Below are 20,871 nucleotides of genomic sequence, written 5' to 3' on the forward strand. Positions count from 1 at the left end.
TTTGGGGCCAATCCTATGGGGCGCGCCCACATGCCCGCGCACGGGTTTGGCACCGTGGAAAGCCCGATCCCAGCGGCGGGTGGGCGAGTGCGGGTAACTGGGGGCTGGTCGCGCAGTTCCCCGCGCCCCTAAAAGCAGGCGGCTCCGCCGCATGGGCGCGAATAACCCGCACTCGCCCCTGTGCTCTCCCGCCAAGGGGGTCGAAGGGGCGCAGCCCCTGGGGATGGGACGGGTAAGGGCGGCGGGGGGAAAGAACTACTCGTCGGTCGCCGCCGCCGGCAACGCCGCCCGCGGCCGCTGCCACCCTCGTGACCCCCGCGCCCGCAGCCATGCCGTCGTCTCCTCCGGCGGCATCGCGGCCGCGACCAGCCAGCCCTGTACGGCGTCACAGCCCATGTCCCGCAGCCGCTCCCAGGTCTCGTCGTCCTCGACGCCCTCCGCGACGACGAGGAGGCCGAGCGAGTGCGCGAGGTCGACCGTGCAGCGCACGATCTCCGCGTCCTCGGTGTCGAAGGCCAGCCGGGCGACGAAGGAACGGTCGATCTTCAGTTCGCTGACGGGGAGCCGGCGCAGGTGCACCAGCGAGGAGTAGCCGGTGCCGAAGTCGTCCAGGGACATCTTCACGCCGTGGCCGGTCAGTGCGGCGAGGGTGTCGGCGGCACGCTGCGGGTCCTCCAGGAGCACGTGCTCCGTTATCTCCAGTTGGAGCGCTCCCGCCGGGACGCCGTGGCGGGCCAGCCGGGCGGCCACCGAGCCGGCGAAGCCGGGCGTGTGGACGTCGCGCGGGGAGACGTTGACCGCGACCGGGACGAACAGCCCCTGCGTGCGCCACTCGGCGACCTGGGCGAGGGCCGTGTCCAGGACGTATTCGGTGAGGTGGGGCATCAGGCCGGACGACTCGGCGATGGCGATGAACTCGTCCGGCGGCACCTTGCCGCGCTCGGGGTGCACCCAGCGGACCAGGGCCTCGAGGCCGGCCACCTGTCCGTCGAAGCGGACCTTGGGCTGGTAGTGCAGCTCGACCTCGCGCGCGTCCAGGGCCCGGCGCAGATCGCCCAGCAGCCCGAGCCGGTCCGGGGTGTTGGAGTCCCGTTTGGACTCGTAGACCTCGACGCCCGTACGGTCCCGCTTCGCCTGGTACATCGCCACGTCCGCCCGGCGCAGCAGCCCCTCGGCGTCGAGGGCGTGATCGGGGAAGACGGCGACTCCGGCGCTGGCCTCCAGGACGAGGGTGAGTCCGTCGAGGTCGAGCGGGGAGCTGAGGGCGGCGACGAGGCCGCGGGCGACCCGGGTCGCGGAGGTCGTGGAGTCGGCGACCGGCAGTAACACGGCGAACTCGTCCCCGCCGAGCCGTGCGGCCTCCGCACCGCGCGGCAGTGCCAGCCGGAGCCGGTCGGCTATCTGGAGGAGCAGCCGGTCACCGGCGAGGTGACCCAGCGTGTCGTTGACCGACCGGAAGCGGTCCAGGTCGATCAGCATCAGGGCGGAGCGGGCGCCGATGCGCTCGGCGTCGTCCAGGGCCGTCCAGATGCGCTCCAGCAGCCACTGGCGGTTGGGAAGCCCGGTCAGCGGATCGCGCAGCTGCTCCTCCGCCCGGGCCCGGGCTATCCACAGGGTGGAGTCGAGGGCGACGAGGGGGATGGCGAACAGCGGCAGCAGGATGGGCTTCGCGGCGGCGACCACGCAGACCAGGGGCGCGATGCCGAGCAGCGCGACCGCGAGCAGGCCCTGTCTGACCAGGGCGGTGCGGGCGACGGTGGGCAGGCCGCCGGAGCGCGGGGCGTGCAGATACCAGCCGAGGGTGCGGGTGACCGCGAGGTAGGCGACCGCGACCAGCACGACCTCGGGGGCGGTGTAGACGGTCCAGGTGTCCGGGTTCCAGGGGTGCTCGACGGACGGCACCCGGCCGAAGGCGCGCAGCAGCAGGGCTCCGGCGCCGATGCCGAGGATGTCCACCGCGCCGTGCATGACGCCCTGGCGCCAGCGGCCGCGGCGGGCCACGCCGACCAGCAGGACGACGGTGAGGCTGACCATGCCGGCGGCCACCCAGCCGTACAGCAGCAGGACGGCGAGGGTCAGGGCGGCGCCCGAGCCGGTGCCGCCCCACCAGCGGGCGCGGCCCAGTGCCACCAGGTGGCCGACGATGACGCCGGTCAGCACGGCCAGCGACCAGCCGACGGTGCCGGACGGGAAGAGCGCGTGGCCGTCCGTGAAGGCCCGGTAGAAGCCGGCTCCCAGGACGAACCCGGCCGCCGCGACGACCGCCGCGGGCAGCGCGGGCCAGGACAGGTGTCGTTCCGCCTCGGTGTCCGACAGTCCGGAGGTGCGGTCGGCGGTGTGGCGGTGGGCGCCCGGGCCTTCGGTCTGCGTGTAGGGTCCGGCCGGGTACTGTCCGGCGGCGTGCCCCTCCGTGCCCGGACGCTCCGCGGGCCGCGCGGCCCGCCGGATCTCCCGCCATGCGCCGACCATCCGGCGCAGGCGCAGCCGTGAGTCCGGGGCGGCGCTCTCGCTCGGTTCCATTCCCGTCCCTCTCACAGCCGGCGGTGCCCACGCCACGCGGCCCTCGCCTCGACCAGCCTCGGCGGTGCCGCGTTGGAAAACCCTTCCCACCGCTCCTGAAGGCTCTTCAAGAGCAAAGGGATGCCCCGACCGCAGCTGGGCACGGCAGGCGCATGTCTCAACAGTAGGCCGCAGAAGGCTTCCACGGGCACCGGTCGTCGACGGTTGCCCGAATGCGCCCCGGCCACCCGTATGCATCTGGTATGCGCCGATCGGGTGGCCTTCAACCGCCGCTCCTCGCTACTCCTGGGTCGGAAGCGCGACTTCGGCCGCCGCCTCCGGGCCCTGTTCCAGCAGGACGTTGAAGCCGTCCTCGTTCAGAACGGGCACCTTGAGCTGCATCGCCTTGTCGTACTTCGAACCTGGATTGTCACCCACAACGACGAAAGACGTCTTCTTCGAAACAGAACCGGTCACTTTCGCGCCACGAGTTTGCAACGCCTCCTTGGCGCCGTCCCGGGTGAAGTGCTCGAGTGTGCCGGTCACGACGAGGGTGAGCCCTTCGAGCGGACGCGGGCCCTCGTCCCCGCCCGAGCCCTCCTCCTCCATCCGGACGCCGGCGGCCTTCCATTTGCGGAGGATCTCCTGATGCCACTCTTCGGAGAACCACTCTTTGAGTGATTTCGCGATGATCGGGCCGACGCCGTCGGTGGCCGCCAGCTCCTCCTCGGAGGCCTGCTCGATGCGGTCCACGGAGCGGAACTCGCGGGCCAGTGCCTCGGCGGCGACCGGGCCGACATGGCGGATCGACAGGCCGGTCAGGATGCGGGCGAGGGGGCGTTGCTTCGCGGCCGCGATGTTCTCCAGCATGGCGAGCGCGTTCTTCTTCGGCTCGCCCTGCTGGTTGGCGAAGACGGTGGCGACCTTCTCCTCGCCGGTCTTCGGGTCGCGCTTGGGCAGGCCGCTGTCCTGGTCGAGGACGTACGCCTTGATCGGCAGCAGTTGCTCGATGGTCAGGTCGAAGAGGTCGCCCTCGTCGGTCAGCGGCGGCTCCTCGGGCTCCAGCGGCTTGGTGAGGGCGGCCGCGGCCACATACCCGAAGTGCTCGATGTCCAGCGACTTGCGGCCCGCGAGATAGAACAGACGTTCCCGCAACTGGGCGGGGCAGGTGCGGGCGTTCGGGCAGCGGAGGTCGATGTCGCCTTCCTTCATCGGCCTCAACGGGGTGCCGCACTCGGGGCACTTCGACGGCATGACGAAGGGCTCCTCGCTGCCGTCGCGCAGGTCGACGACCGGGCCGAGGATCTCCGGGATGACGTCACCGGCCTTGCGCAGCACCACCGTGTCCCCGATGAGGACGCCCTTGGCCTTGACGACCTCCTGGTTGTGCAGGGTGGCGAACTCGACCTCGGAGCCCGCGACCGTGACCGGTTCGACCTGGGCGTACGGCGTGACCCGGCCCGTACGGCCCACGCCCACGCGGATGTTGATGAGCTTGGTGTTCACCTCTTCCGGCGCGTACTTGTATGCGATCGCCCAGCGCGGGGCGCGCGAGGTGGAGCCCAGACGCCCCTGGAGCGGGATCTCGTCGAGCTTGACGACGACTCCGTCGATCTCGTGCTCCACGGAGTGCCGGTTCTCGCCGTAGTACGCGATGAACTCCCGGACGCCGTCGAGGCCGTCGACCACCTTGTTGTGCCCGGAGGTGGGCAGGCCCCAGGTCTTCAGGAGGTCGTAGCCCTGGGAGAGGCGGGTCATGCCGTCGAAGCCCTCCAGGACTCCGATGCCGTGCACGACCATGTGGAGGGGGCGGGTGGCGGTGACGCGCGGGTCCTTCTGGCGCAGTGAACCGGCCGCCGCGTTGCGCGGGTTGGCGAAGGGCTTGTCACCGGCCTCGACCAGGCGGGCGTTGAGCTCCTGGAACTTCTCCATCGGGAAGTAGACCTCGCCGCGGATCTCCACAAGGTCCGGGACGCGGTCGCCCTTCAGGCGGTCCGGGATCTCCGCGATCGTACGGACGTTGGGCGTGATGTCCTCGCCGGTGCGGCCGTCGCCCCGGGTCGCCGCGCGTGTGAGCCGGCCGTGCTCATACGTCAGGTTGACGGCGAGGCCGTCGACCTTGAGCTCGCACAGCAGGTGGTAGTCCGGGGCGCCCACGTCCTTGGCGACGCGCTCGGCCCAGGCGGCGAGCTCCTCGTCGCTGAAGGCGTTGTCGAGCGAGAGCATGCGGGAGCGGTGCTGGACCGCCGTGAACTCCGTCTCGTACGCCCCCGCGACCTTCTGGGTCGGCGAGTTCGGCGTGCGCAGCTCGGGGTGCTCCTCCTCCAGCGCCTCCAGGGTGCGCAGGAGCTTGTCGAACTCCGCGTCGCTGACGACCGGAGCGTCGTTCACGTAGTACCGGAAGCGGTGCTCCTCGATCTGCTCAGCGAGCTGCGCGTGCTTCTCCCGTGCCTCGTCTGGCACCGTCGTCTCCGCTTGCTTTTCGCCGGCCACCGTGTTGTCCTCCCGTTACTCTGGGTTGTCCGCGAGGGATCTCGCCGCCCGGGCGCAGTGGGCGAGGGCCTCGCGCGCATACGCGGGGGACGCCCCCGCGAGTCCGCACGACGGCGTCACCGTGACCGCCTCCCCGAGAAGTCCCGGATGCAGCCCCAGCCTGCGCCACAGCGTCCTGACACCCATGACGCTACCGGCAGGGTCTGACAATGGGCCGTCCGTGCCCGGCACGACACCGGCGAAGAGCCGGGTGCCGCCCTCCACCGCCTCACCGATCGCGTCGTCGTCACGCTCGGTGAGGAGCGAGAAGTCGAAGGAGACCGCGGCCGCGCCCGCCCGGCGCAGCAGGGCGAAGGGGACGTCCGTCGCGCACGAGTGGACCACGACCGGGCCGCCGCCGTGAACTCCGATGATGTCCCGGAGCGTGGACTCGACGAGCTGGCGGTCGGGGGCGCGGTGGGTCCGGTACCCGCTGGCGGTCTTCACCTGCCCGCGCAGTACGGGGACGAGGGAGGGCTCGTCGAGCTGGAGCACGAGCTGGGCACCCGGTACGCGCCGCCGGACCTCCTCCAGGTGCAGTCGCACGCCCTCGGCGAGCGAGGCGGCGAGGTCGCGGCAGGCGCCGGGGTCGGAGAGGGCGGCCTGACCGTTTCTCAGTTCCAGGGCGGCGGCGAGGGTCCAGGGTCCGACGGCCTGCACCTTCAGCTGCCCTTCGTACCCCTGGGTGAACTCCTCCAGCGCGTCGAGGTCTTCGCCCAGCCACGACCAGGCCCGCTTGGTGTCCCGGCCCGGGCGGTCGCCGAGCCGCCAGCCGCTGGGCTCCACGCGCGCGTACAGCTCGACGAGCATTCCTGCGGTCCGGCCGATCATGTCCGCGCCGGGGCCGCGGGCGGGGAGCTCGGGAAGGAAGGGGAAGTCCTCGAAGGAGCCGGTGGCTGTCCTGGCGGCCTCCCTGGCGTCGCCGCCGGGGAGGGAGCCGATGCCGGTGGCGGGGGCGAAGCTGAAAGTTGCGGTCACGTGCAGAAGCCTACGTAGGTGGTGGTGGGGGGTGGGTGCTCCGGTGCGGGGGCGGTTTCTCGCCCCCGCCGCCCCTACCCGTCCCATCCCCAGGGGCGCTGCCCCTTCGACCCCGTACCAGGGGGCTCCGCCCCCTGGACCCCCGGACCTTCGCCCACCCACCACCCGACTCGGTCGGTCGAGAGGTGAACCAATCAAGAGACCGAGACCTGCGCGAACCCCACGGCCGTCAGCCGTCAACGGCCCGGGCGGACCGTCACGTCGTTGATCTCCGCGTCCCTCGGGAGGTCCAGGGACAGGAGGAGTGTCTTCGCGACCGACTCCGGGTCGATCCACTGGGACGGGTCGTACTCCTTGCCCTCCTGCTGGTGGACCTTGGCCTGCATGGGGCTTGCCGTGCGGCCGGGATACACGGAGGTGACGCGGACGCCGTTCGCGTGTTCCTCGTGGCGCAGCGCGTCCGCCAGGGCCTTCAGACCGTGCTTGGACGCCGCGTACGCGGACCAGTCGGCGTGGGCGTTCAGGCCGGCCCCGGAGTTGACGAAGACCACGTGGCCGCGAGCGGCGCGGAGTTGGGGCAGGAAGTGGCGGGTCAGCTCGGCGGGCGCGACGAGGTTGACGTTGAGCTGGTGGCGCCAGGACTTGGGCGTGAGGTCGCCCACCGGGCCGAGGTCGACGACGCCGGCGATGTGGAGCAGGGAGTCCACGCGGTCGGGAAGCGACTGGTGCGAGAAGGCCCAGGACAGCTTGTCGGGGTCCGCCAGGTCACCCACCAGCGTCCGCGCGCCGGGGAACTCCGCCGCCAGTTCCTTCGCGCGGCCCGCGTCGCGCGCGTGCAGCACGAGATCGTCCCCGCGCGCGTGCAGACGGCGGGCCACGGCCGCGCCGATGCCGGACCCGGCTCCGGTGATCACATGAGTAGCCATGCCCGCCATGCTCGCATCAGGCCCGCCTCATTCGACGCCCCGGCTCTCCTCCAGGTACGCCAGCGCCCCCACCGGCTCCTCGGCGAAGAACACCAGGTCGGTCAGCGGGCGCGGCAGGAACCCCTCGTCCTCCATGCGGCGGAACTGCTCCTTGAGGCCGTCGTAGAAACCCGCGGTGTTGAGGAGCACGACCGGCTTGTCGGTGTGGCCGTGCTTCTTCAGTTCCAGGATCTCGGTCGCCTCGTCGAGCGTGCCGGTACCGCCGACCATGATGACGACCGCGTCGGCCTTCTCCAGGAGGAGCCTCTTGCGCTCGGCCAGGTCGCGCGCGATGACCATCTCGTCGGCTCCCTGACGTGCCTTGGCCGCCAGGAAGTCCACGGAGACGCCCAGCAGCCGGCCGCCCGCCTCCTGCACCCCGTCGGCGACCACCTTCATCAGCCCCACGTCGGAGCCGCCCCACACCAGCGTGTGCCCGCCCTTGCCGATCAGCTTCGCGAACTCCCGTGCGGGGCGGGTGTAGCGCTCGTCGAGGTCGGCAGCGGAAAGGAAGACGCAGATTCGCATGAAGCCACCGTACGCGGGAAGAACCGGCGGCCCGCGAGCGCTGTTCCGGTATGGCCGAAGGACACACGATCACCATCGAGCAGGGCACGCAGCGAGTACGGGTCGTCCACGGAGACCAGGTGCTGGCGGAGACCGAACGGCCCCTTCTCCTGCGGGAGACGGGCTGTCCGGTGCGGTACTACATCCCGCCGGAGGACGTACGGCTCGACCTGTTGAAGCCCTCCGAGACGCACACCTACTGCCCGTTCAAGGGCACCGCCTCCTACTGGTCGCTGCCGGACGCGGCCGATCTGGTCTGGGCGTACCCCGCCCCGAAGCCGGACGTGGCCGAGATCAAGGACCACCTCTGCTTCTACGAAGTCGAAGTGTCGTGACCGATTAGTCCGGTCTCGTCGGGCAATCTCCAGAAGCATGGACAAGAAGACGACTTCGCGCGACGGCACCTCCATCGCATACCAGAGCACCGGTGCGGGCCCCGCGGTCATCCTGGTCAGCGGGGCCATGTCGACGGGGGCCACGGTCGCGCCGCTGGCTGTGCCGCTGTCCGACCGGTTCACGGTGGTCTCCTACGACCGCCGGGGCCGCGGCGAGAGCGGCGACACGGCCCCGTTCGCGGTGGAGCGTGAGGTCGAGGACCTCGCGGCGCTGATCGGGGCGGTGGGCGGCGAGGCCTCGCTGTACGGCATCTCGTCCGGTGGCGCGCTGGTGCTGCACGCCGCGGCGAGCGGGCTGCCGGTGCGCCGGGTCGCGGTGTACGAGACGCCGTACGCCGTGTACGAGGACGGCGCCAAGCAGTGGACCGAGTACACCGAGGGGCTGACCGAGGCGCTCGCGCAGGACCGGCGCGGGGACGCCGTCGAGTTGTTCCTGCGGCTCACCGGGCTGGCCGAGGAGATGATCCAGGGTGCCCGCCAGTCCCCCATGTGGCCCGGCATGGAAGCCCTCGCGCAGAGCCTCGCGTACGACGCCGCCGTGCTGGGTGACGGCCGGGTTCCCCGTCCCCTGCTGGCCTCTGTCGGCGTCCCCGTCCTGGCCGCGGCCGGCGGCGCGAGCCCCGCGTGGCTGCGGGAGGCCACGCGGGCGATCGCGGAGGCGGTGCCTCAGGGCACGTACCGGGCGCTGGAGGGGCAGACCCACATGGTGGACCCGAACGCGCTCGCACCGGTGCTGGCGGAGTTCTTCGCCGGGTGACTCCTCCCCGGGGCGGGTGCCTAGGGGTGGTCGTCTCAGCCGTTCGTCTCAGACGTGGTTACGCCACGCCCGCCGTCGCCCGCACCGTGGACGCGATCGTCGCCGAGCCGACCACGCGCGTGCCGTCGTACAGGACGATCGCCTGGCCGGGGGCCACGCCGCGTACCGGCTCGGTGAACGTGACCTCCAGGGTGCCGTCGACGAGTTCGGCCCTGACCTCGGTCTCGCCGCCGTGGGCGCGGAGCTGGGCGGTGTAGGTGCCGGGGCCGGTCGGGGCGGCGCCGCACCAGCGGGGCTTGATGGCGGTGAGCGCGTTCACGTCCAGGGCGTCGGCCGGGCCGACCGTCACCGTGTTGTTCACCGGCGAGATGTCCAGGACGTAGCGCGGCTTGCCGTCGGGGGCCGGGGTGCCGATCCTGAGGCCCTTGCGCTGGCCGATGGTGAAGCCGTACGCGCCCTCGTGGCTGCCGAGCCTGGCTCCCGACTCGTCGACGATGTCGCCCTCCGCCTTGCCGAGGCGGGAGGCGAGGAAGCCCTGGGTGTCGCCGTCGGCGATGAAGCAGATGTCGTGCGAGTCGGGCTTCTTGGCCACCGCCAGCCCGCGGCGCTCGGCCTCGGCGCGGATCTCGTCCTTCGTCGTCACCGTGTCGCCGAGGGGGAACAGCGCGTGGGCGAGCTGCCGGTCGTCCAGGACGCCGAGGACGTACGACTGGTCCTTGGCCATGTCGGAGGCGCGGTGCAGTTCGCGGGTGCCGTCGTCGCGGACGATCACCTGGGCGTAGTGGCCCGTGCAGACCGCGTCGAAGCCGAGGGCGAGGGCCTTGTCGAGCAGGGCGGCGAACTTGATCTTCTCGTTGCAGCGCAGGCAGGGGTTCGGGGTGCGGCCGGCCTCGTACTCGGCGACGAAGTCCTCGACGACGTCCTCGCGGAAGCGGTCGGCGAGGTCCCACACGTAGAACGGGATACCGATGACGTCGGCGGCGCGGCGGGCGTCTCGGGAGTCCTCGATGGTGCAACAGCCACGCGCGCCCGTGCGGAACGATTGCGGGTTCGCCGAGAGGGCGAGGTGGACGCCGGTCACGTCGTGCCCCGCCTCGGCCGCGCGGGCGGCGGCGACGGCGGAGTCGACCCCGCCCGACATGGCGGCGAGGACGCGAAGAGGACGGGTGGGCTGCGTGGTGTCAGTCATAACCCTTCAAGAGTAAGGGCCCTCGGGAACCGAAGCCCACGAGTATCCGTTCACGATCACATGGGGGCGAGACGAGCCAACGAGAAGGACGCCGACCGGCACATCGGCCGGCGTGCCCTGCTGATCGGCGGAGCGGCGGCCGCGGCGGGCACTGCCGTGCTGGCCCGTGACGAGCTGGGGCGCCTGTGGTGGCGCACACCGGGCGTGGAGAAGCCGCGCAAGGAGGGCGAGGTCGACTACGCGGGCGCGCGCTGGGTGGCCGCGTCGGACGCGAACTGGCGGCGCGCGGACCGGCCCGAGGACTACGGCGTGGACCTGGTGGTCATCCATGTCACGCAGGGCAGCTTCGACAGCGCGGTGAAGGTCTTCCAGGATCCGGGGCACGGCGCGGCCGCGCACTACATCGTGGGCAAGGACGGCACCGTCGCGCAGATGATCCGCGAGCTGGACGTGGCGTACCACGCGGGCAACCGGGACTACAACGAGCGCAGTGTAGGCATCGAGCACGAGGGCTTCGTCGACCGGCCGCAGGACTTCACCGCCGAGATGTACGAGTCCTCGGCCCGGCTCACGGCCCGAATATGCGCGCGCTACGACATCCCGGTCGACCGCGAGCACATCATCGGCCACGTCGAGGTGCCGGGGACGGACCACACCGACCCCGGGGAGCACTGGGACTGGAACCGGTACATGAAGCTCGTGCGGAAGGCCCGTACGGCGGTGGCGTGAGCGGTCAGAACAGGGCCGCGACCAGGGCTGCGGCCGGCGCGAGCCCTTGGCCGAGCGCTCCCCGCCACAGCGGCGGGAAGGAAGCGGCGAAGGCCACCGCGGACACGATCAGGAACGCGCACAGGAAGACGATCAGGGTGCGGCCCACGGTGGTGTCGCCGGTGTGCAGGGCGACGACTCCGGCGATCAGGCCGAGGCCGAGCAGCATGTTGTAGACGGCGACACCCGAGCGCCACAGCGTGACCTCGGGGGCGTCGGCCGGGGATGTGGTGAGGAAGACGCGGACCGCCGGGCGGTCGTAGCAGAAGCGTTCGAGTACGCCCACGACGAGGTGGATGACGGCCGCGAGAAGGGCGAAGACCTGGGTGAGGGTGTTCACGCCCGGAGTTTCCGCCGCGGTCGGGAGACCGGCAAGGGCGCGCGCCGGGGGCGCGCGCTCCTACGTCAGTCCCGCCGCGCGTGCCCGCTCCACCGCCGGGCCGATCGCCTTGGCGACCGCCTCGACGTCGGCCTCCGTGGAGGTGTGGCCGAGCGAGAACCGGAGGGTGCCGCGGGCCAGGTCGGGGTCGGTGCCGGTGGCGAGGAGGACGTGGCTGGGCTGGGCGACGCCCGCGGTGCAGGCGGAGCCGGTGGAGCACTCGATGCCCTGGGCGTCCAGCAGGAGGAGCAGGGAGTCGCCCTCGCAGCCCGGGAAGGTGAAGTGGGCGTTGGCGGGAAGGCGGCCGCCGGGTGCCGGGTCGCCGCCGAGGATCGCGTCGGGGACCGCCTTGCGGACCTCCTCGACCAGGCTGTCGCGCAGGGTGCCGATCTCCCGCTCGAACCACTCGCGCTGCTCGGCGGCCAGCAGACCGGCGACCGCGAAGGAGGCGACCGCGGGGACGTCGAGGGTGCCGGAGCGGACATGCCGCTCCTGGCCGCCGCCGTGCAGGACGGGGACGGGGGTGTGCTCGCGGCCGAGCAGCAGGGCGCCGATGCCGTACGGGCCGCCGATCTTGTGGCCCGAGACCGTCATCGCGGCGAGGCCGGAGGCGGCGAAGTCGACGGGGACCTGGCCGAAGGCCTGGACGGCGTCGGCGTGCAGGGGGACGTCGAACTCGGCGGCGGTTTCGGCCAGTTCGCGGATCGGCAGGACCGTGCCGATCTCGTTGTTCGCCCACATGATGGTGGCCAGGGCGACGTCGTCGGGGTTGCGGGCGATGGCCTCGCGCAGCGCGTCGGGGTGGACTCGGCCGTAGGCGTCGACGGGGAGGTACTCGACCGTGGCGCCCTCGTGTTCGCCGAGCCAGTGGACCGCGTCCAGGACGGCGTGGTGCTCGACGGGGCTCGCGAGGACCCGGGTGCGGGCCGGGTCGGCGGCGCGGCGGGACCAGTAGAGGCCCTTGACGGCGAGGTTGTCGGCCTCGGTGCCGCCGGAGGTGAAGACGACCTCGCTGGGACGGGCGCCGAGCGCTTCCGCGAGGGTCTCGCGGGCCTCCTCCACGGTCCGCCTCGCCCGGCGGCCGGACGCGTGGAGGGAGGAGGCGTTGCCGGTGATGCTCAGGTGCGCGGTGAGCGCCTCGACTGCCTCGGGAAGCATCGGGGTGGTCGCGGCGTGGTCGAGGTATGCCATGGTGACGCCGATTCTACGGGCCCCGCTGGTGGCCTCGGAGGGGCGCCCCACGGTGGCGGACCGGCCGCCGCCGCGTCAGATGCTCCAGGACACCGCGTTGTCCATCTGCATGAACGCCAGCAGGACCAGCAGGTCGGCGACGCCCAGGCCCAGGCCCAGGTACGCGCGGCCCTTGCGGGTCGTGCCGCGCCACAGGGAGATGGCTGCCAGGGCGATGGCGGTCGGGCCGAGGAAGAGGTTCAGGACGAGGAGTCCGAGAAGGCCGAGGACGAAGGACGCTACGGCCATGCCGTCGGCGTCCCGGATGCCGGTGCGGCGGGTGGCCGGTGCGGTGAGTTGCATGACGGGTCAGCTCCTGGAAGTCGCAGGCGTCGTATGGACGGTCGGTCGTCGGTGGACGGCCGGTCAGTGGGTGGTGCCGCGGCGGCGGCCGTGGCGCTCACGGATCGCGAAGATGCCGAGCCAGACGGCGATCACGACGGCGGCGACGGCGGAGAAGCCGAGCGGCGCGTGGGCGACGGTGCCGAGGACGACACCGAGCAGCAGGAACGCGGCGACGAGGAACAGCATGGGTGGAACCCCCTCCGACGAGAGGACTCGCAAGTCGCTCTCGTTACGTTTCGGTGAACGCTTGTAGGTACAGTTGTTCACTGACTTCCCAGTCTAGCGCGCCCCATGACTTTCCAATTCCAGAGAACAGTTGTTAACTGCATGGCATGAGTCACATCCTCGGCGTCCGGCAGGCACAGAAGCAGAAGACCCGACAGGCGCTCCTGGACGCCGCGTTGGGACTGCTGGAGGAGCAGAGCCTGAGCAGTCTCGGCCTGCGCGAGGTCACCCGTGCCGTCGGTGTCGCCCCCACGGCCTTCTACCGGCACTTCCGCTCCACCGCGGATCTCGGCGTGGCCCTGGTCGAGGAGGCACTGGGCAGCCTGCACCCGATGATCCGGACGACGGTGTCCGGGGCGGACGACCACGACCAACGCATCGCACGCGCGGTCGAGTTGATCGCCGGCCATGTGGACGCGTACCCCGCACATGTCCGTTTTATCGCCCGTGAGCGACACGGCGGAGTCCAGCCGGTGCGGGAGGCGATACGCGAGCAACTGGCGCGGTTCGGCCAGGAGGTGAAGACGGAGCTGGCCAAGGACCCCGAGTCCGCGGGCTGGAGCGAGGACGACCTCCTCATGCTGGCCAACCTGTACGTCGACCAGATGCTGATCACCGCCTCGCTGTTCCTGGAGACGCTGGAGGCTTCGCCGGAGGAGCGCGAGCGGGTGGTCCAGGTGGCGACCCGGCAGCTGCGGCTGATCAGCATCGGCCGTGACCACTGGCTGGACTGAGCCGAGCCGGGGGCCACAAGGCCCTGCGGGCACTCAGCCCTGACCGACGCCCGGCCGGTAGAGGTCCGTGACAGCGGCGGCCGCCCGGGCCAGTTCCTCGCGCACTTCCGGCGGGGAGAGGACCTCCACCCGGTCGGAGAACTGCAGCAGTTGACGGGCCTCGCCGAGCACGCCGTACGACAGCCGGGCCGTCACCCAGGCGCTCTCGCCGTCGTCGTCGGGGAGTTCGACCAGCGACGAGGCGCTGATGCGCAGGAACAGGTCGAGGCGGTCGCGGCGGACACGTACGGTGACGTCGAGTCCGCCGGGGCGCTCCTCGACCTGCCGGCGCAACACCTCCCAGACGTCGGCGAGTTCGACGCCGGGCCGGCGCCTGACCGGGTCGGCCAGGACGGTCGCCGACCGTACCCGGTCTGCGCGGAAGAGCCGCGGCCTCCCGCGCCGGTCGGCGACCAGGTACCAGACGCCCGCCTTGGCGACCAGCCCGTACGGGTCCACGGTGTACGTCCGCACCTCCCGCTCGCCGCCGTGCCGGTAGCGCAGCCGCAGCCTGCGGTCGGCGAACACCGCGTCCTGCAAGGTCTCCAGGTCCACCGCCTGTCGCGGGCCGCCCTTCCAGCGCGTGGCGTCGACGAGGATGCGGCGGGAGGTCACCTCGGCGGCCGGGCGGTGCGGGGCGGGCAGCGCGGCCATCACCTTGCGCAGGGCCGAGCCGAGGGCCGCGTCCAGGCCGAGCGCGGCGTGCGCACCCTGGGCCGCCAGGATGAACAGCGCACGGGACTCGTCGGCGGTCAGTCCCGTGACGTCCGTACGGAACCCGGCGAGCAGCTCGATCCCGCCGTGCCGGCCGCGTTCGGCGTAGACCGGGACGCCGGAGGCGGACAGGGCCTCGACGTCCCGGTAGATGGTGCGGACGGACACCTCGAGGCGCTCGGCGAGTTCGGGCGCGGGGACGCGGCCGCGGGTCTGCAGGAGCAGCAGGATCGACAGCAGGCGGTCGGACTTCACCGCACCAGGATCCAGGGCCGGGCCCGGAGCGCGGGCCTCAGGGTCCCGGCGGCCTCCCGGCCGAGGACCTCAGCCGAGCCTGACCCTGGCCAGCTGCCGCGACTGCGCGACCAGTCGGTCCGCGCTGTCCCACACCTCGGCGTCCTCCTCCAGGAAGCCGCCGGCGAGGTTGCGGGTGGTGATCGCGACGCGCAGCGGGCCCGGGGCCGGGCGGCAGCGGACGTGGACCGTCAGTTCGACCGTGGGCACCCAGCCGGACAGGCCGATCTCGAAGGCGGTCGGCGGCAGCGCGTCGACGGCCAGGAGCAGCGCGAAGGGGTCGGGGTCGCGGCCGTCGGCGAGGCCGAACCAGGCCCGCATCTCCCCCTTGCCGGAGGGCGCTCCGAGCGCCCAGCCCAGCGTCGAGGGGTCGAGCTTCAGCATCAGCCGGTCGGCGATCGCCGAGCTGCCCGGCACGGGCGCCGGGCTGTCCTCGGGGCCGGAGCACTGCTCCATGGGCGGGATCGCGGGCGGCTCGGCCGTGGTGCGGACGTCGTCCGGCAGCGCGTCCAGGTCGCCGTAGGAGGCGAGGACGCGGATGCGTTCGACCTCGCGGCCCTGGTCGTCGTACTGGAAGAGGGAGGCCTGGCCGGTGGAGAGCGTGCGGCCGGTGCGGACGACGTCCGTGCGGACCACCGCCGGGCCGGGCTGGGACGCGGTCAGGTAGTGCGCCGAGATGGTGAACGGGTCGGCGTGCGGCAGGGCGTGCGCGAGCGCGCGGCCCAGGACGGCGAGGAGATAGCCGCCGTTGACGGCACTGATGATCGTCCAGCCGGCGGAGAGGTCGATGTCGTAGACGCCGGGTTCGCGCAGGGTGACCGCGGTGTCCCGGTCGAACTCGCTGTCGCCGATGACGGCGCGCACGGTAGCTGCTTCTGACATGGCTGAACGGTACAACAGGTAATTACTAAGCGGTAGCTTTTATCGTTACGGGCGCGTGACACCGGCTCTCGCGCCCCAGGTGAGAAACGGTCAATTTCTCGGTAAGTGTCCCCACTCGTCCGTAAACCCGAGGCCGCCGTCGCCCCTCTCCAGATACATGAGCCTCACCGGGACTTCGTTCCTCTACACGCTGATCGCGCTGGCCGTCGTCGCCCTCGCGCTGCCGCTCGCGCTGTGGTCGCGGATGCGGGGACCCCGGGCCCTGCGTGCCGCGGCCCGGGTGCTGATGCTGGTGTTCGCGCAGGGCACGGCGGTCGCGCTGGTCTTCGTGCTGGTCAACAACCAGAACAGCCTCTACGACAACTGGGGCGACCTCCTCGGCACGGGCAACCACGTCCAGCAGGCCGCCGACCTGGGCGCCGACGGCACCGGCGGGATCGCACTGAACCGGCTGCCCAAGGTCCGGCAGAGATTCACGGAGGCCGGCGGCGTGCGTGTCACCCAGCTCAAGGGCCGGGTGTCGGGCGTGAACGCCGAGGTCTACGTCTGGCTGCCGCCGCAGTACGGCCAACACGCCTACCGGCACCACAAGTTCCCGGTCGTCGAGCTGCTGTCGGGCTATCCCGGCTCGGCGAAGGCCTGGTTCGCGTCCCTGCACGCCGACAAACAGCTGCGGCCGCTGATGCGCAGCGGCGAGGTCGCGCCGTTCATCCTGGTCGCGCCGCGCACCAACCTGCTGGCCGGCGTGGACCCGGGCTGCGCCAACATCACGGGCACGGTGAACGCGGACAGCTGGCTCAGCGTGGACGTACCGAGGATGGTCATGGACAACTTCCGCACCGAACCCGCACCGGCGGGCTGGGCGGTGGCCGGGTACTCCGCGGGCGCGCACTGCGCGGCGAAGCTCGCCGTCGCGCACCCCGACCGCTACCGGGCCGCGGTCAGCCTGTCGGGCTACAACGACCCCATCGGCGAACGCAGCTCGCTCGCCGCGCAGAACCCCGTCCTGCGCAACGCGAACAACCCCTACCTGCTGCTCCGCGAGGCCCGCACCCCGCCCCCGGTCGCGCTCTACCTCTCCGGCCAGCCGAACGACGGCTACGAGGACGCCGTGGCCCTCGAACAGATCGCGAAGGCGCCGACGAGCGTGCACGTCGTCTACATCCCGAAGAGCGCGGGCGGCCACACCATGGCGCTGTGGCGACCGCAGGTGGTGCCCGCCTTCCGCTGGCTGACCGAACAGCTGGGCCTCGGCACCGCTACTCCTCCCGTACGGTCGAGCGCCGGTTCCACGCACGCGGCGCTCGCCAGTGGAACCGCATCGCGAGCAGCCGCAGGACGAACGCGGTGACGACCGCGAGCGCGCTGGTGAGCGGGTTGAGGGCGTCGTAGTGGAGGCACAGGACGACCATGGTGGCGCCGACCATCGCCGGGACCGCGTACAGGTCGCGGTCCCAGCGCAGCAGCGAGGGCACCTCGTTGGCGAGCACGTCCCGCAGCACACCGCCGCCGACCGCGGTGGCGAGGCCGAGGGCCGCCGACTGGGCCAGGCCGAGGCCGTACTCGTACGCCTTCGTCGTGCCGGCGACGCAGAACAGGCCGAGGCCGGCCGCGTCGAAGACGTTCACGCCGGCCTGGATGCGCTCCACGTGCGGGTGCAGGAAGAACACCAGGAGGGCGGCGAGCAGCGGGGTCGTGAAGTACCCGAGGTCCGTGAAGGCGGCGGGCGGTACGGCCCCGATGACCACGTCGCGGAACAGCCCGCCGCCCAGCGCGGTGACCTCGGCGAGGACGGCGATGCCGAAGACGTCGAAGTTCTTGCGCACGGCCAGCAGGGCGCCGGAGATGGCGAAGACGAAGATGCCGATCAGGTCGAGCGTGTGCTGGACGGACGGGCTGAACAGTTGCTGGAGCACCCGTACATTCTTACCCAGAACTGAGCCCCCGCCTTTCGATGGAAGGCGGGGGCTCAGTTGTGGGCTACTTGTCGTTGGCGTCCTTGGTGACGTCGGTCTCCTTGGTGACGTCGGTCTCCTTGGTGACCTCCGCCGCCACCGCCGCCGACGTCTCCGCCGACTCCGCCAGCACCTCGTCCGCGACCAGCTCGGCAGCCTCCTTGGCCACGGTCAGCAGCACCGTGTCCTGCGGGGCCTGGTCCGCGAAGTTCTCCGGGTGGTGGCAGGCGACCTGCTGGCCGGGCTTCAGCTCGACGAGCGGCGGCTCGACCGTCGTGCAGATCTGCGTCGCCTTCCAGCACCGGGTGTGGAAGCGGCAGCCGCTCGGCGGGGAGATCGGCGAGGGCACGTCGCCCTTGAGCAGGATGCGCTCGCTCTTGGCCGCCTTGCGGCGCGGGTCCGGGATCGGCACCGCCGACATGAGCGCCTTGGTGTACGGGTGCATCGGCGCCTTGTACAGCGAGTCGCGGTCGGAGAGCTCCACGATCTTGCCGAGGTACATCACGGCGATACGGTCCGAGACGTGGCGTACGACGGACAGGTCGTGCGCGATGATCACGTACGTCAGGCCCAGCTCCTGCTGGAGGTCGTCCAGCAGGTTCACCACCTGCGCCTGGATCGACACGTCCAGAGCCGAGACCGGCTCGTCCGCCACGACCAGCTTCGGGTTCAGCGCGAGCGCGCGGGCGATGCCGATGCGCTGGCGCTGGCCGCCGGAGAACTCGTGCGGATAGCGGTTGTAGTGCTCGGGGTTGAGGCCGACCACCTCCAGCAGACGCTGGACCTCCTTCTTGATGCCGCCCTCGGGCTCGACGCCCTGGAGCTTGAAGGGGGCGCCGACGATCGTGCCGATGGTGTGGCGCGGGTTCAGCGAGGAGTACGGGTCCTGGAAGATCATCTGCACGTCGCGGCGCATCGGGCGCATCGCGCTCACACCGAGGTGCGTGATGTCCCTGCCCTCGAACTCGACCTTTCCGGCGGTCGGTTCGAGCAGCCGGGTGATCAGCCGGCCCATCGTGGACTTGCCGCAGCCGGACTCGCCGACGACGCCGAGCGTCTCGCCGGAGCGGACCTCGAAGTCGATGCCGTCGACCGCGTGCACCGCGCCGACCTGCCGCTGGAGCAGCCCCTTCTTGATCGGGAAGTGCTTCTTCAGCCCGGACACCCTCAGCAGGACCTCGCCGGGGGCGGGGTCCTTCGTGAGGGTGGCGCCCTCCTCCTTGGGAGCGTCGCCCTGCGCGGGAATCGTCACCGCTTTCTCGTCGTCACTCACAGCTTCGGCGCAATCTCTTCGGTCCAGATACGCTCCCGCTGCTCCGTGCCCAGGTGGCAGGCGGCCCAGTGCCGGCTGCCCACTTCGGCGAGCTCGGGGCGGACGGTGCGGGTGACGTTGTCCTTCGGGAGGTCCGCGTACGGGCAGCGCGGGTTGAAGGCGCAGCCTGACGGGATGTTGATCAGCGAGGGCGGGGAGCCCTTGACCGGGATCAGGCGCTCCTGCTGGTCGCGGTCCAGGCGCGGCATCGAGCCCAGCAGACCCCAGGTGTAGGGGTGCCGGGGCTCGTAGAACACCTTCTCGGCCGGGCCCCGCTCGACACAGCGGCCGCCGTACATCACCAGGATGTCGTCGGCCAGTTCGGCGACGACGCCCAGGTCGTGGGTGATGACGATGACCGCGGAGCCGAACTCCTTCTGCAGGTCACGGATCAGGTCGAGGATCTGCGCCTGGACGGTGACGTCCAGGGCGGTCGTCGGCTCGTCCGCGATCAGCAGCTCGGGGTTGTTGACCAGCGACATCGCGATCATCGCGCGCTGGCGCATACCGCCGGAGAACTCGTGCGGGTAGCTGTCGACCCGCTTGTCCGGCTGCGGGATGCCCACCCGGTCGAGCATCTCGACCGCGCGGCGTTTGGCGGTCTTCTTGTCGACGTCGTGGTGGATCCGGTACGCCTCCACGATCTGCTGGCCGATCGTGTAGTACGGGTGCAGCGCCGACAGCGGATCCTGGAAGATCATCGCCATCTCGCGGCCGCGCAGCTTGCGCACGTAGTCGGGGTCGGCGGACAGGAGTTCGGTCCCGTCCAGCCAGATCTCGCCGGAGATCTGCGCCTTGCGCTTGCCGTACTGGCCGGCGGTGTGCAGGCCCATGATGCCGAGCGAGGTCACCGACTTGCCGGAGCCGGACTCGCCCACGATGCCGAGGGTCTTGCCCTTCTCCAGCTGGAAGCTGAGCCCGTCGACGGACTTGACCAGGCCGTCGTCGGTCGGGAAGTGCACCTTCAGGTCGCGCACTTCCAGGAAGGAGGTCGGGGCGGGCGAGGAACCGGTGGGCTCGCCCACGGCCGCTCCGCTCTTGCTGAGTTCGGTCATGTGAGCCTCACTCGGGGGTCGATCACGGCGTACAGGATGTCCACCACGAGGTTGGCGAAGAGCACCGCGATAGAAGTGATCAAGGTGACGCCCAGGATGATGGGCAGGTCCTGATTCTTGATGGCATTGAGCACCGCCTGGCCGAGGCCGGGCAGGCTGAACGTGGTCTCTGTCAGGATCGCGCCGCCGATGAGGGCGCCGAGGTCCATGCCGAGCATGGTCAGGATCGGCGTCATCGTCGAGCGCATGGCGTGCTTGCCGATGACGGTCTGCTCCTTGAGACCCTTGGCGCGGGCGGTGCGGATGTAGTCCTCGCCGAGGATCTCCATCATGGTGGCCCGGGTGATCCGGGCGTACATCGCCGCGTACAGGAACGCGAGGGTGATCCACGGCAGGATCATGCCGCCGAACCATCCGCCGAAGCTGTCGTCCAGAGGCACGTACTGCCCGTCGAACAAGTCCAGCCCGAAGACGAAGATCGAAAGGGACAGCATGCCGGTGAAGTAGATCGGGAGGGAGACACCCGAGAGTGCGATGAGCATCGCGCCGCGGTCCCAGAGGGTTCCCCGCTTGAGCGCGGAGAGCACGCCCGCCGCGACGCCGAGGATCAACCACAGCACGGCGGCACCGAGCGCGAGCCCCAGGGTCACCGGGAAGCGGTCGGTGAGCACCGGCCAGACGGCCTGCTCGCTGCGGAAGGAGTAGCCGAAGCACGGCGCGGCACACTCGGTGACATCACCGCCGCCCGAATAAGTGCGGCCGACGAAGATGCCCTTGAAGAACTCCCAGACCTGGACGTAGATCGGGTCGCCGAGGCCCAACTTCTGTCGCACCGCCTCGACGGCGGCCGGGTCGGCCTGCTTGCCCACGAAGCTCGAGGCGATGTCTACCCCCGCCCACTTGGGGACGAGGAAGAAGATGCCGAAGACCACCATGATGATGACCACGAGCATCACTGCGGCGGCGAACAACCGCCTGATGAGGTAAGCGAGCACAGCTCTCGGCCCGCCGCGGACCGTGGGCCACCGGAGGTCTTCCGGTGGCCCACGATCACGCT

At 71.1% G+C, this 20,871-nt stretch carries 21 protein-coding genes; 5 read left to right on the forward strand and 16 right to left on the reverse strand.

The window, feature by feature from the left end; translation table 11 throughout:
* Window positions 1-255: 255 nt before the first annotated feature.
* The 5 genes from OG252_RS17015 to OG252_RS17035 all read right to left on the reverse strand — a co-directional run bounded on the left by OG252_RS17015 (window position 256) and on the right by OG252_RS17035 (window position 7,502).
* Window positions 256-2,520, reverse strand: coding sequence for a putative bifunctional diguanylate cyclase/phosphodiesterase (locus tag OG252_RS17015; protein ID WP_266433503.1), 2,265 nt, complete (start codon window positions 2,518-2,520; stop codon window positions 256-258).
* Window positions 2,521-2,799: 279 nt separating this feature from the next.
* On the reverse strand, window positions 2,800-4,992 hold the full coding sequence (gene ligA / locus OG252_RS17020) for an NAD-dependent DNA ligase LigA (RefSeq protein ID WP_329337015.1): 2,193 nt from the start codon (window positions 4,990-4,992) through the stop codon (window positions 2,800-2,802).
* A 15-nt stretch (window positions 4,993-5,007) separates the two neighbouring features.
* Complete coding sequence (locus OG252_RS17025) at window positions 5,008-6,009, reverse strand: methionine synthase (protein WP_266433507.1); 1,002 nt, start codon at window positions 6,007-6,009, stop codon at window positions 5,008-5,010.
* 236 nt (window positions 6,010-6,245) lie between these two features.
* Complete coding sequence (locus OG252_RS17030) at window positions 6,246-6,944, reverse strand: SDR family oxidoreductase (protein ID WP_266433509.1); 699 nt, start codon at window positions 6,942-6,944, stop codon at window positions 6,246-6,248.
* A gap of 18 nt (window positions 6,945-6,962) precedes the next feature.
* The gene (locus tag OG252_RS17035) at window positions 6,963-7,502 is read right to left on the reverse strand and encodes a TIGR00730 family Rossman fold protein (RefSeq protein WP_266433511.1); all 540 of its coding nucleotides are present in this window, start codon (window positions 7,500-7,502) and stop codon (window positions 6,963-6,965) included.
* 50 nt (window positions 7,503-7,552) lie between these two features.
* Here OG252_RS17035 and OG252_RS17040 point away from each other — a divergent pair, with 50 nt between their 5' ends.
* On the forward strand, window positions 7,553-7,876 hold the full coding sequence (locus OG252_RS17040) for a DUF427 domain-containing protein (RefSeq protein ID WP_266433513.1): 324 nt from the start codon (window positions 7,553-7,555) through the stop codon (window positions 7,874-7,876).
* Between the two features lie 37 nt (window positions 7,877-7,913).
* Window positions 7,914-8,693, forward strand: a complete 780-nt coding sequence (locus OG252_RS17045) for an alpha/beta fold hydrolase (RefSeq protein WP_266433515.1) — start codon at window positions 7,914-7,916, stop codon at window positions 8,691-8,693.
* Between the two features lie 58 nt (window positions 8,694-8,751).
* Here the strand turns inward: OG252_RS17045 and mnmA are convergent, their stop codons facing one another.
* The gene (gene mnmA, locus OG252_RS17050; protein WP_266433517.1) at window positions 8,752-9,882 is read right to left on the reverse strand and encodes a tRNA 2-thiouridine(34) synthase MnmA; all 1,131 of its coding nucleotides are present in this window, start codon (window positions 9,880-9,882) and stop codon (window positions 8,752-8,754) included.
* A 60-nt stretch (window positions 9,883-9,942) separates the two neighbouring features.
* Between mnmA and OG252_RS17055 the strand changes: the two genes are divergently transcribed.
* Complete coding sequence (locus OG252_RS17055) at window positions 9,943-10,611, forward strand: N-acetylmuramoyl-L-alanine amidase (RefSeq protein ID WP_266433519.1); 669 nt, start codon at window positions 9,943-9,945, stop codon at window positions 10,609-10,611.
* Between the two features lie 4 nt (window positions 10,612-10,615).
* Here the strand turns inward: OG252_RS17055 and OG252_RS17060 are convergent, their stop codons facing one another.
* The 4 genes from OG252_RS17060 to OG252_RS17075 all read right to left on the reverse strand — a co-directional run bounded on the left by OG252_RS17060 (window position 10,616) and on the right by OG252_RS17075 (window position 12,790).
* The gene (locus tag OG252_RS17060; protein ID WP_266433521.1) at window positions 10,616-10,990 is read right to left on the reverse strand and encodes a DUF1304 domain-containing protein; all 375 of its coding nucleotides are present in this window, start codon (window positions 10,988-10,990) and stop codon (window positions 10,616-10,618) included.
* Between the two features lie 60 nt (window positions 10,991-11,050).
* Entirely contained in the window at window positions 11,051-12,220 is a 1,170-nt protein-coding gene (locus OG252_RS17065; protein ID WP_266433523.1) for a cysteine desulfurase family protein, read from the reverse strand.
* A gap of 75 nt (window positions 12,221-12,295) precedes the next feature.
* Window positions 12,296-12,562, reverse strand: coding sequence for a DUF4190 domain-containing protein (locus OG252_RS17070; protein WP_266433525.1), 267 nt, complete (start codon window positions 12,560-12,562; stop codon window positions 12,296-12,298).
* 63 nt (window positions 12,563-12,625) lie between these two features.
* Window positions 12,626-12,790, reverse strand: coding sequence for a hypothetical protein (locus OG252_RS17075; protein ID WP_266433527.1), 165 nt, complete (start codon window positions 12,788-12,790; stop codon window positions 12,626-12,628).
* A gap of 146 nt (window positions 12,791-12,936) precedes the next feature.
* Between OG252_RS17075 and OG252_RS17080 the strand changes: the two genes are divergently transcribed.
* The gene (locus OG252_RS17080; protein WP_266433529.1) at window positions 12,937-13,563 is read left to right on the forward strand and encodes a TetR family transcriptional regulator; all 627 of its coding nucleotides are present in this window, start codon (window positions 12,937-12,939) and stop codon (window positions 13,561-13,563) included.
* Between the two features lie 33 nt (window positions 13,564-13,596).
* On the opposite strand, the gene OG252_RS17085 is transcribed toward OG252_RS17080, so the two are convergent.
* Together OG252_RS17085 and OG252_RS17090 are read right to left on the reverse strand one after the other, a co-directional pair.
* On the reverse strand, window positions 13,597-14,571 hold the full coding sequence (locus OG252_RS17085; RefSeq protein WP_329337024.1) for a helix-turn-helix transcriptional regulator: 975 nt from the start codon (window positions 14,569-14,571) through the stop codon (window positions 13,597-13,599).
* A gap of 69 nt (window positions 14,572-14,640) precedes the next feature.
* Window positions 14,641-15,492: a thioesterase family protein gene (locus OG252_RS17090; RefSeq protein WP_329337025.1), complete on the reverse strand. Its 852-nt coding sequence runs from the start codon at window positions 15,490-15,492 to the stop codon at window positions 14,641-14,643.
* 157 nt (window positions 15,493-15,649) lie between these two features.
* On the opposite strand from OG252_RS17090, the gene OG252_RS17095 reads away from it, so the two are divergent.
* Window positions 15,650-16,843, forward strand: coding sequence for an alpha/beta hydrolase (locus OG252_RS17095; protein WP_329337027.1), 1,194 nt, complete (start codon window positions 15,650-15,652; stop codon window positions 16,841-16,843).
* Here OG252_RS17095 and OG252_RS17100 read toward each other — a convergent pair.
* The 4 genes from OG252_RS17100 to OG252_RS17115 form a co-directional block, all read right to left on the reverse strand.
* Window positions 16,752-17,408: a trimeric intracellular cation channel family protein gene (locus OG252_RS17100; protein WP_266433537.1), complete on the reverse strand. Its 657-nt coding sequence runs from the start codon at window positions 17,406-17,408 to the stop codon at window positions 16,752-16,754. The two genes, OG252_RS17095 and OG252_RS17100, sit on opposite strands and share 92 nt — an antisense overlap.
* A 64-nt stretch (window positions 17,409-17,472) precedes the next feature.
* Window positions 17,473-18,720 carry an ABC transporter ATP-binding protein gene (locus OG252_RS17105; protein ID WP_266433540.1) on the reverse strand — a complete coding sequence of 416 codons (1,248 nt, stop codon included), beginning with the start codon at window positions 18,718-18,720 and terminating at the stop codon, window positions 17,473-17,475.
* Window positions 18,717-19,814, reverse strand: coding sequence for an ABC transporter ATP-binding protein (locus tag OG252_RS17110; protein WP_266433542.1), 1,098 nt, complete (start codon window positions 19,812-19,814; stop codon window positions 18,717-18,719). The genes OG252_RS17105 and OG252_RS17110 overlap by 4 nt, the downstream gene beginning before the upstream one ends.
* The gene (locus OG252_RS17115) at window positions 19,811-20,809 is read right to left on the reverse strand and encodes an ABC transporter permease (RefSeq protein ID WP_329337030.1); all 999 of its coding nucleotides are present in this window, start codon (window positions 20,807-20,809) and stop codon (window positions 19,811-19,813) included. The genes OG252_RS17110 and OG252_RS17115 overlap by 4 nt, the downstream gene beginning before the upstream one ends.
* Window positions 20,810-20,871 lie beyond the last annotated feature (62 nt).

The organism is Streptomyces sp. NBC_01352, from assembly GCF_036237295.1.
Taxonomy (GTDB): Bacteria; Actinomycetota; Actinomycetes; order Streptomycetales; family Streptomycetaceae; genus Streptomyces; species Streptomyces plumbiresistens.